The organism is Shigella sp. SIG6 (assembly GCF_053555815.1).
Genome location: NZ_JBQZXC010000128.1, coordinates 1 through 9,727 on the forward strand (window position 1 = coordinate 1; position 9,727 = coordinate 9,727).

Annotated in this window: 11 protein-coding genes and 4 pseudogenes; 7 read left to right on the plus strand and 8 right to left on the minus strand. The window is 48.2% G+C overall.

All coding sequences use genetic code 11. From position 1 onward, the window contains the following. A pseudogene (locus tag ACUU1M_RS16540) lies at positions 1–194 on the plus strand (hypothetical protein); the annotation flags it as partial. Here ACUU1M_RS16540 and mgtT read toward each other — a convergent pair. The 3 genes and pseudogenes from mgtT to ydeE all read right to left on the minus strand — a co-directional run. Further along, positions 155–259 carry a protein MgtT gene (gene mgtT, locus ACUU1M_RS16545; protein ID WP_211180496.1) on the minus strand — a complete coding sequence of 35 codons (105 nt, stop codon included), beginning with the start codon at positions 257–259 and terminating at the stop codon, positions 155–157. The pseudogene ACUU1M_RS16540 and the gene mgtT overlap by 40 nt on opposite strands. Then, positions 259–354 carry a protein MgtS gene (gene mgtS / locus ACUU1M_RS16550; RefSeq protein ID WP_000901367.1) on the minus strand — a complete coding sequence of 32 codons (96 nt, stop codon included), beginning with the start codon at positions 352–354 and terminating at the stop codon, positions 259–261. Before mgtS ends, mgtT begins: the two co-directional genes overlap by 1 nt. A gap of 126 nt (positions 355–480) precedes the next feature. Next, positions 481–1,596, minus strand: a pseudogene (gene ydeE, locus ACUU1M_RS16555) (efflux MFS transporter YdeE); the annotation flags it as partial. Between the two features lie 60 nt (positions 1,597–1,656). Between ydeE and ACUU1M_RS16560 the strand changes: the two are divergent. Together ACUU1M_RS16560 and eamA are read left to right on the plus strand one after the other, a co-directional pair. After that, positions 1,657–1,758, plus strand: a pseudogene (locus tag ACUU1M_RS16560) (hypothetical protein); the annotation flags it as partial. Between the two features lie 104 nt (positions 1,759–1,862). Next, positions 1,863–2,762: an O-acetylserine/cysteine exporter gene (eamA, locus tag ACUU1M_RS16565; RefSeq protein ID WP_000087191.1), complete on the plus strand. Its 900-nt coding sequence runs from the start codon at positions 1,863–1,865 to the stop codon at positions 2,760–2,762. Between the two features lie 30 nt (positions 2,763–2,792). Here the strand turns inward: eamA and marB are convergent, their stop codons facing one another. The 3 genes from marB to marR are packed head-to-tail and all read right to left on the minus strand — an operon-like array spanning position 2,793 to position 3,880. Continuing rightward, on the minus strand, positions 2,793–3,011 hold the full coding sequence (gene marB / locus ACUU1M_RS16570) for a multiple antibiotic resistance protein MarB (RefSeq protein WP_000803656.1): 219 nt from the start codon (positions 3,009–3,011) through the stop codon (positions 2,793–2,795). A 31-nt stretch (positions 3,012–3,042) separates the two neighbouring features. Beyond that, the gene (gene marA, locus ACUU1M_RS16575; protein WP_000091199.1) at positions 3,043–3,426 is read right to left on the minus strand and encodes an MDR efflux pump AcrAB transcriptional activator MarA; all 384 of its coding nucleotides are present in this window, start codon (positions 3,424–3,426) and stop codon (positions 3,043–3,045) included. Positions 3,427–3,445: 19 nt separating this feature from the next. Then, positions 3,446–3,880: a multiple antibiotic resistance transcriptional regulator MarR gene (marR, locus tag ACUU1M_RS16580; RefSeq protein ID WP_000843419.1), complete on the minus strand. Its 435-nt coding sequence runs from the start codon at positions 3,878–3,880 to the stop codon at positions 3,446–3,448. Positions 3,881–4,091: 211 nt separating this feature from the next. Between marR and marC the strand changes: the two genes are divergently transcribed. Then, a complete protein-coding gene (gene marC / locus ACUU1M_RS16585; protein WP_000885033.1) occupies positions 4,092–4,757 on the plus strand; it encodes an NAAT family transporter MarC in 666 nt (221 codons plus the stop codon). 24 nt (positions 4,758–4,781) lie between these two features. Here marC and ydeA read toward each other — a convergent pair whose 3' ends face one another. After that, on the minus strand, positions 4,782–5,972 hold the full coding sequence (gene ydeA / locus ACUU1M_RS16590) for an L-arabinose MFS transporter (RefSeq protein ID WP_000210809.1): 1,191 nt from the start codon (positions 5,970–5,972) through the stop codon (positions 4,782–4,784). Positions 5,973–6,121: 149 nt separating this feature from the next. Then, positions 6,122–7,237: a putative protein YneK gene (gene yneK / locus ACUU1M_RS16595; protein WP_000258561.1), complete on the minus strand. Its 1,116-nt coding sequence runs from the start codon at positions 7,235–7,237 to the stop codon at positions 6,122–6,124. Between the two features lie 73 nt (positions 7,238–7,310). Here yneK and ACUU1M_RS16600 point away from each other — a divergent pair. From ACUU1M_RS16600 to ACUU1M_RS16610, 3 genes and pseudogenes are all read left to right on the plus strand, one after another. Next, a pseudogene (locus tag ACUU1M_RS16600) lies at positions 7,311–8,277 on the plus strand (aldehyde dehydrogenase family protein); the annotation flags it as partial. 63 nt (positions 8,278–8,340) lie between these two features. Further along, a complete protein-coding gene (gene glsB, locus ACUU1M_RS16605; protein ID WP_000257409.1) occupies positions 8,341–9,267 on the plus strand; it encodes a glutaminase B in 927 nt (308 codons plus the stop codon). Beyond that, a complete protein-coding gene (locus tag ACUU1M_RS16610; protein ID WP_001191027.1) occupies positions 9,267–9,626 on the plus strand; it encodes a DUF4186 domain-containing protein in 360 nt (119 codons plus the stop codon). Before glsB ends, ACUU1M_RS16610 begins: the two co-directional genes overlap by 1 nt. Positions 9,627–9,727: the final 101 nt, after the last annotated feature.

Below are 9,727 nucleotides of genomic sequence, written 5' to 3' on the forward strand. Positions count from 1 at the left end.
TCGTCTGGGGAATATCTCCCCGGCAGCCTTCAGGGAAAAGCCAGTACACCTCATTCATTGAGAAAACTGATGCTACTGTGTCAACGATCCGTTATCAGTGCAGGAAAATGCCTGTTAGCGTAAAAGCAAAACACAAATCTATCCATGCAAGCATTCACCGCCGGTTTACTGGCGGTTTTTTTTCGCCGTCATAAAAATCAGGCCCCTTGTACACAACTGTAACAAGGGGCCGGTTAGGTGAGGGATTATCTCCGTTCATTAGTCATCCCATTTGTGGCTGAAATACGCGGCCAGAAAACCAGAAAATAAAATTATTCCCAGTACGGCCATAAAAACATTCATATTACCCAGCATTATTTGCCTCCGTTTATGGTGTGGTGTGTTTCCTCGCTTACCTTAATTTTCATCTCAATGAGAAAGATATTAGCAGAGATAACCTAAACGAAGGCTGAATTAAATTTTTATTGTGTTCGACTTAAATCAACAAAGCGCGGGCTGCCCCCACGGTCTTGCACGAATCCCTTTTAACATCAGCACCCACGCAGCAATGATCACCAACGCTAAGATGACAAACAGCGAGGAAGGCGGCAGGCTGGTTAGCACTACGCCACTCACTAATGGGTTAATCGCGGCACCAAGCCAGCCTAAAGACTGGGCGGAAAAATAGCTGGCTTTCATTCCTGGCGGCGCAATATGGTCAATCAACATATACTCGCCCGGCGCATAAATGATTTCACCGACAGTAAATACCGCAGCTGACATACCCCACAATAGCAGGTTGTTGCCGGAAAAAATAAAACCGACCAGTCCGATGACGAAACAGAGGGTGCCTGCTGTCATCAGCGCGCGGATGTTAGCTGGGTTAAGTCGGCGGCCCACGGAATATTGCAACGTAACCACCATGGCAGCATTCACCGGAAGAACAACCGCGACCACCTTTTCGGCAAAATCCCCATCAGCAATCACCATCACATATTGTGAAATGCATGAAGCAAATGCGCCGCTTACAAAAGAAGCCAGAAAACCAGAGCAGGTAAACCACAACAGTGCTTTATCTTGTAATAAAACTTTCGGCGACCAGACACTGCCTGTTTCCGTGGCGATGATTTTCTCGCTGCGCTTTACCCATATTTGAATGAAAAGCATGGGAAACGCGGAACAGATAGCTGCCAGCCAAAAGGGCAGATTGATGCTCTGCATCACCAACAGCGTGCCGAGCGGCGGACCGATGGTCCAGCCAATGTTTAGCATGGTGTAGTTGATTGAGAAGATTTTCGTTTTGCTGGTGGACGAAAGATTGTCGGCAAACCAGGCTTTCAGCACGGTAGCAAAAACAGAATAGGCGCAGTTAATGAGGGCAAAAAAGAGCACAACCAGCGTCACGTTATTCACTAAAGGAATGGCAATAAAACCGCTGGCGAAGGCGGTAATTGCCAGTAACATATAGCGTTTCTTGTCGAACTTATCCGCCAGGATACCAAAACCGAGGCTAAAAACGACGCCAATAGTGAGCGCAATTGTCATCGCATAACCGATTAGATCGACACTCAGGCTGTACTGGCGACTCAAGTAAATGGTCATAAATGGCAGCGTAGCCATGCTATTTCTTTACATCTCTAAAATAAAACATAACGAAACGCACTGCCGGACAGACAAATGAACTTATCCCTACGACGCTCTACCAGCGCCCTTCTTGCCTCGTCGTTGTTATTAACCATCGGACGCATGGCAAAAATCCGAAGTATAGCGACTTATTTGCGCATTAATGCCGTCGTAACCGGCGACTAACGAATCAACTGTTAAAGAAAAGTAAATTCAGCTAAGTTGATTGCTTACAAAAGATGAAATTCAGAGGCGGTAGAATGTCGCGAAAAGATGGGGTGTTGGCGCTACTGGTAGTGGTCGTATGGGGGCTAAATTTTGTGGTCATCAAAGTGGGGCTTCATAACATGCCACCGCTGATGCTGGCCGGTTTGCGCTTTATGCTGGTCGCTTTTCCGGCCATCTTTTTTGTTGCACGACCGAAAGTACCACTGAATTTGCTCTTGGGGTATGGATTAACCATCAGTTTTGCGCAGTTTGCCTTTCTGTTCTGCGCCATTAACTTTGGTATGCCTGCTGGACTGGCTTCGCTGGTGTTACAGGCGCAGGCGTTTTTTACTATCGTGCTTGGCGCGTTTACTTTCGGGGAGCGACTGCATGGCAAACAATTGGCGGGGATCGCCTTAGCGATTTTTGGCGTACTGTTGTTAATCGAAGATAGTCTGAACGGTCAGCATGTGGCGATGCTCGGCTTTATGTTGACCCTGGCTGCAGCATTTAGTTGGGCGTGTGGCAACATCTTCAATAAAAAGATCATGTCGCACTCAACGCGTCCGGCGGTGATGTCGCTGGTAATCTGGAGCGCTTTAATCCCAATCATTCCCTTCTTTGTTGCCTCGCTGATTCTCGATGGTTCCGCATCCATGATTCACAGTCTGGTTACTATTGATATGACCACCATCTTGTCGCTGATGTATCTGGCGTTTGTGGCGACAATTGTTGGTTATGGGATCTGGGGGACGTTACTGGGACGCTATGAAACCTGGCGGGTTGCACCGTTATCGTTACTGGTGCCCGTAGTCGGACTGGCAAGTGCGGCACTATTGTTGGATGAACGCTTAACGGGTCTGCAATTTTTAGGTGCGGTGCTCATTATGACCGGGCTGTATATCAATGTATTTGGCTTGCGGTGGCGTAAAGCGGTAAAGGTGGGAAGTTAATAAGCCCCGAGATGTCGGGGCCAGAACAAACTACATAGCGTGTTGATTATAATAGGGCACGCCGAGCGCATCCGACTTATCACTGCCAGTACCCATGTGATTTAAATCAAACGGTGGTTGTTCCTGCGATAGGGGAACAACCACGACATTGGCACAAGAAGTAACAACTGGCTGCGTGGTTTGTTCCGCAACGCCCTGCGCGGAAAAGAGAATAAGCGCAGCTGCTATTGCGGATGAAAGTGGTTTCATGATTGCCTCAGTGACGTTGTCACGTTATCAACTAGCTGTTGTAATGATTTAATGGATGTAAAAAGCGCGATTCGCCCTGCATATTGGTCATCCGGTATTTATGCGGCGGAACATCAAAGTAATTTTTGAAGGTTCGGGTCAGAGTTTGTTGCGACTCGAAGCCATATCGTTCTGCCAGATAGAGTATCGGCTCGTTACTTTCCTTCAGCTTTTGCGCGATTTCCGTCATCTTACGGCTGCGGATGTATTGGCCTAATGAATGACCGGTTTCTTTTTTAAACATCCGTTGCAGGTGCCATTTGGAGTAACCCGAACGCTCTGACACTTTCTCCAGTGACAGTGGCGATTCCAGGTTGTCCTCGATCCAGTCCAAAATGCTATGAATGGTAATAGCGTCAGTATTGCGTCTGGACATCGTCATACCTCTTTTTTGTTTACGGCAGGACTTTCTTAAGCAAATGCTCAAGTGTTGCAACTTCGTCCGCCGTCAGGTTTTTTGTTAATTCTTGATGCAGGTCCTGGCCAACTAATTGATGGCATTGTTCGCATATTGCCGCGCCGCTGGTGGTAAGTTTTACCAGTACGCCGCGCTTATCATTCGGGTTCGGCAACCTTTCAACCCAGCCTTTACAGACCAGGCGATCCAGCATACGGGTCAGTGCTCCCAGGTCGACCGACAACACTTTTTTCAGTTCAACCGGAGTAATACACGCCGCGCAGCGGATAGAGCAGAGCACCTTAAACTGTGCCGCGGTAATATCCAGCGGAGACAGATACTCGTTAAGCAGACGATCTTTCTTCTGATTAACCATATGGATTAAGCGACCCAATGGAATAATTTCATTGAACAGATCGCTGGTACTTTTCACATTAGTTGCCCTGGCAAGTAATTAGTTGCAGGGGATAATATTGCCCAGGCAAGTATAAGTCAAATGAATGAATTGACCGATGCCACGTTTTGCTAAATCGGTTCAAGTTTTGGTCAATGCGATGCAAGGTTAGCTAAAGAGTGACACTTTATCCTTGTTTACCCCTTATACTTTTCGCTGATAACCCAGATACACAGGATAACAACTACCAATGTTAGATTTGTTTAAAGCAATTGGCCTGGGGCTGGTGGTGTTGCTGCCGTTAGCTAACCCATTAACAACTGTCGCGCTATTTCTTGGCCTGGCAGGCAACATGAACAGTGCCGAACGTAATCGTCAGTCGTTGATGGCCTCGGTGTACGTATTTGCCATCATGATGGTGGCGTATTACGCTGGGCAACTGGTGATGGATACATTTGGCATTTCGATTCCCGGTCTGCGAATTGCAGGCGGCTTAATCGTCGCGTTTATCGGTTTTCGGATGCTTTTTCCGCAACAGAAAGCGATTGATTCACCGGAGGCGAAAAGCAAGTCGGAAGAGCTGGAAGATGAACCCAGTGCCAATATTGCCTTTGTACCACTGGCAATGCCAAGTACCGCCGGTCCGGGAACCATAGCGATGATTATTAGCTCGGCGTCCACAGTGCGTCAGAGTTCAACCTTCGCTGATTGGGTACTGATGGTTGCGCCGCCGCTGATCTTTTTCCTGGTGGCGGTTATTTTGTGGGGAAGCCTACGCAGCTCCGGCGCAATTATGCGGCTGGTGGGCAAGGGTGGCATTGAAGCGATCTCCCGCCTGATGGGGTTCCTGCTGGTATGTATGGGTGTGCAGTTTATTATTAACGGCATCCTGGAAATCATTAAAACGTACCATTAAAAAAGGCCCGAATGGGCCTTTCAACTATTGCGTCTGTTCTTCGAGTGTCACTGGCCAACGGCGAAATATAATGATTGACCATATTAACGCGGCAAAAGCAGGCACCGCGCCCACATAACCAATCATCGACATTGACCAGTGCAAACTCACCTGATTACCTACCAACGCACCCGCCCCGATTCCAATATTAAATATGCCGGAGAATAGCGCCATCGCGACGTCGGTAGCATCTGGTGCCAGCGCCAGCACTTTAACCTGCATACCAAGCCCGATGATCATCATCGCGATCCCCCAGAAAATACTCAGCACCCCGAGGTGTATTTCACTGTTCGCCGCAGGTAGCAGCAGTGCCAGACACACCAGCAACAGCGCAATCGCCGTACTTACCAACGCAGACGCATATTGATTACCCAGTTTACCGAAAATCACGCTGCCAATAATGCCCGCACCACCGAGTAATAACAGTAATGCCGTGGCAAAGTTGGCGCTGAATCCCGCAATGTTTTGCACAAAAGGCTCGATATAGCTGTATGCCGTGTAATGGGCGGTGACAACCACCACAGTTAACAAATAAATGCTCATCAATGCCGGGCGGCGGAACAATAGCGGGAGGCTTTTCAATGAACCGGAATGCTCACTAGGCAGTAAGGGAAGTAACTTAATCAGGCACAAAAGGGTAACAAGCGCCCCAATACCAATCGCGAAGAAGGTCATTCGCCAGCCGAAATACTGCCCCACAATGCGCCCGAGCGGTAAACCTAAGACCATCGCCAGTGCTGTACCGGTGGCAATTAAACTCAAGGCCTGTGCCCGCTTCCCGGCCGGAGCCATACGGATCGCCAGAGACGCCGTAATCGACCAGAAAATCGCATGTGCAAAAGCCACACCAATGCGACTGATCACCAGAACGGTAAAGCTCCACGATAAAAACGACAGTACGTGGCTGGCAATAAACACCACAAACAGGCAGATCAGTAATTTGCGCCGTTCAACCTGACTGGTCATTAACATAAAAGGCAATGACATTAGCGCTACTACCCATGCGTAAATGGTCAACATGATGCCGACCTGAGCGGTTTGCATGTGAAAACTTTGCGCAATGTCAGAGAGCAGGCCAACAGGGACAAATTCGGTGGTGTTGAAGATGAAGGCGGCGACTGCCAGCGTAACGACCCGTAGCCACGCCACTTTGCGGGAAACAGTGTTTGTTGTCATAACAGATTATCGGGTGAGTTGCGAAAAAGTGATGAAATGATCTTAAAACGGTTAATGATGTGAATACAATGCATTTGTGATCTGGATCGCGTTTTCCGTTTCTCTGACGCTGATTCTGTTCCGCGTCAGAGAGTCGGTAACATCACGGTTTAATGACGTTCAGGGAGGTCTGGCGTTTTGGCGGTTGCGGGTATAGGTGGTCTGACAGGGGAGCGAGGCCTGTTTTTCACCAGGTCTTCGTGAGTAACTTTTGGCGGCGTTTCATTTTTTACAAACAGTTTGAGGGTCCTGCGCGCCATATGTTTGATAATTTTATCATCACTTAATGATGCTGGCATCAACACGTCATTCAGATCACTTTCATTGGGATTCATAAATTGGTGATAGTGCAATAACATATTGGCGAAAAATAAAAACAAGTACTGAAAATGAGGAGATTCTTGTTCTGCTAAAAGGGATAAGAAGCAGATGCAGACTTCGGGTTGTACATGTTTGTTAGAACCTAATGAATCCATCAGGCTTTGCAATAAATCCTCTTTTAATTCGCTGTCCGTTATGTCGAGAATGGCGGTGATCAAGTTAGGATCTTTATTGACGAACCATCTGTGAACCTCAGAGTTATTCCATAATCGGGGGAGTATGACAAAATTACCGCGAGAGATAAAATTCAGGACAAGCAAATCAAACTGGCGTAAGTAATCTGCAGCGGTATGGTGATCCGGAGGCAGGGGTTCAATATGTGGTGTATGCGCTCTTTTGATGGGGGCGCCAAGGTTGATCATTGGGAATTGTTCAATAAAATCATTCATAAACAGAAAGAGCACACGCTCGACGCCGGTCTGAAATACGCGCCCCATAGTGACAGGCTTTGGGTTGGGAGCACAAAAAATATTAATTTCTCCATCATGGCGAAAATTATCTAAATAAATAGGACTTAAATTTATTACTACCTGAAATTCAATATTTTCTTTGTGTCTTCCATTCTTGACGGGATAAGTGAGTTTAAACTGAACCTTTTCATTGTATAGTGTGTCGTTACCCCGAAAAGAAGTCCTCTGAATATATAATAAGTTATCAAGGTTGTTAAATATCTTTTTTGTGGCTGAGTTGGTGTTTAAAGACGTGCGCCACTCTTCATCACATATTATGGTACTGAGTACATCAATAAAATCCTTTAAAACTTCTTTTACTTGAGGTGCAATATTACGAGCGGGAAAATCATCAGGAAGAGATATGTAATTGCTGATGCTTACTGGCGTAACCATATTTGCCCCATATAGTCATAAGTCATCGGAACATCACTATATAGGGCATTTGAGCTGCAAGAACTATCAAAGGCAGGTGATGCGTGGCGCTGTTCCCATCATTCTTGCAGGTAACGGCTACTTACTTAAACATGCGCCGAATGTGATGGGCTGTGCTCAGCTCATTGCCCAAGTGTTTAAAGATGCGGGAATCCCGCAAGGCGTATATGGCTGGCTGAATGCCGACAACGACGGTGTCAGTCAGATGATTAAAGACTCGCGCATTGCTGCTGTCACGGTGAGCGGAAGTGTTCGTGCTGGAGCGGCTATTGGCGCACAGGCTGGAGCGGCACTGAAAAAATGCGTACTGGAACTGGGCGGTTCGGATCCATTTATTGTGCTTAACGATGCCGATCTGGAACTGGCGGTTAAAGCGGCGGTAGCCGGACGTTATCAGAATACCGGACAGGTTTGTGCAGCGGCAAAACGCTTTATTATCGAAGAGGGAATTGCTTCGGCATTTACCGAACGTTTTGTGTCAGCTGCGGCAGCCATTGAAAATGGGCGATCCCCGTGATGAAGAGAACGCTCTCGGACCAATGGCTCGTTTTGATTTACGTGATGAGCTGCATCATCAGGTGGAGAAAACCCTGGCGCAGGGTGCGCGTTTGTTACTGGGCGGGGAAAAGATGGCTGGGGCAGGTAACTACTATCCGCCAACGGTTCTGGCGAATGTTACCCCAGAAATGACCTCGTTTCGGGAAGAAATGTTTGGCCCCGTTGCTGCAATCACCATTGCGAAAGATGCAGAACATGCGCTGGAACTGGCTAATGATAGTGAGTTCGGCCTTTCAGCGACCATTTTTACCACCGACGAAACACAGGCCAGACAGATGGCGGCACGTCTGGAATGCGGTGGGGTGTTTATCAATGGTTATTGTGCCAGCGACGCGCGAGTGGCCTTTGGTGGCGTGAAAAAGAGTGGCTTTGGTCGTGAGCTTTCCCATTTCGGCTTACACGAATTCTGTAATATCCAGACAGTGTGGAAAGACCGGATCTGACGCGACATATTCAGCTCTGATATACTCGCAGGTCTTTTCAGACCTGCGGTCCAGGAGTAGAAAGTGGCAGTCGCCATGGATAATGCAATTTTAGAAAACATCTTGCGGCAAGTGCGGCCGCTCATTGGTCAGGGTAAAGTCGCGGATTATATTCCGGCGCTGGCTACAGTAGACGGTTCCCGATTGGGGATTGCTATCTGTACCGTTGACGGACAGCTTTTTCAGGCCGGAGACGCGCAAGAACGTTTTTCCATTCAGTCTATTTCCAAAGTGCTGAGTCTCGTTGTCGCCATGCGTCATTACTCCGAAGAGGAAATCTGGCAACGCGTCGGCAAAGATCCGTCTGGATCACCGTTCAATTCTTTAGTGCAACTGGAAATGGAACAGGGTATTCCGCGTAATCCGTTCATTAATGCCGGTGCGCTGGTGGTCTGCGATATGTTGCAAGGGCGACTAAGCGCACCACGGCAACGTATGCTGGAAGTCGTGCGCGGCTTAAGCGGTGTGTCTGATATTTCATACGATACGGTGGTAGCGCGTTCCGAATTTGAACATTCCGCGCGAAATGCGGCTATCGCCTGGCTGATGAAGTCGTTTGGCAATTTCCATCATGACGTGACAACCGTTCTGCAAAACTACTTTCATTACTGCGCTCTGAAAATGAGCTGTGTAGAGCTGGCCCGGACGTTTGTCTTTCTGGCTAATCAGGGGAAAGCTATTCATATTGATGAACCTGTGGTGACGCCAATGCAGGCGCGGCAAATTAACGCGCTGATGGCGACCAGTGGTATGTACCAGAACGCGGGGGAGTTTGCCTGGCGGGTGGGACTACCGGCGAAATCTGGCGTTGGTGGCGGTATTGTGGCGATTGTTCCGCATGAAATGGCCATCGCAGTCTGGAGTCCGGAACTGGATGATGCAGGTAACTCGCTTGCGGGTATCGCCGTCCTTGAACAATTGACGAAACAGTTAGGGCGTTCGGTTTATTAATGCAGTCTCTCGATCCACTCTTCGCGCGTTTATCCCGTTCAAAATTTCGCTCTCGCTTTCGTCTGGGCATGAAAGAGCGTCAGTATTGCCTGGAGAAAGGCGCGCCAGTCATCGAACAACATGCGGCGGATTTTGTCGCTAAACGTCTTGCTCCGGCATTACCGGCTAATGACGGTAAGCAAACCCCCATGCGCGGGCATCCGGTGTTTATCGCTCAGCACGCCACCGCGACCTGCTGTCGCGGTTGTCTGGCTAAGTGGCATAACATTCCGCAGGGTGTTTCGTTAAGCGAAGAACAACAACGTTATATCGTGGCGGTAATCTATCACTGGCTGGTTGTACAGATGAATCAGCCATGAGAATTGCGGAAAACGATAAAATAGCATTCCCAGGGTACCTTTATTTGCCGCCGCTGTTAGCGAACATGCTATCCTTTATGAGAATTTACTTATCACGTTGA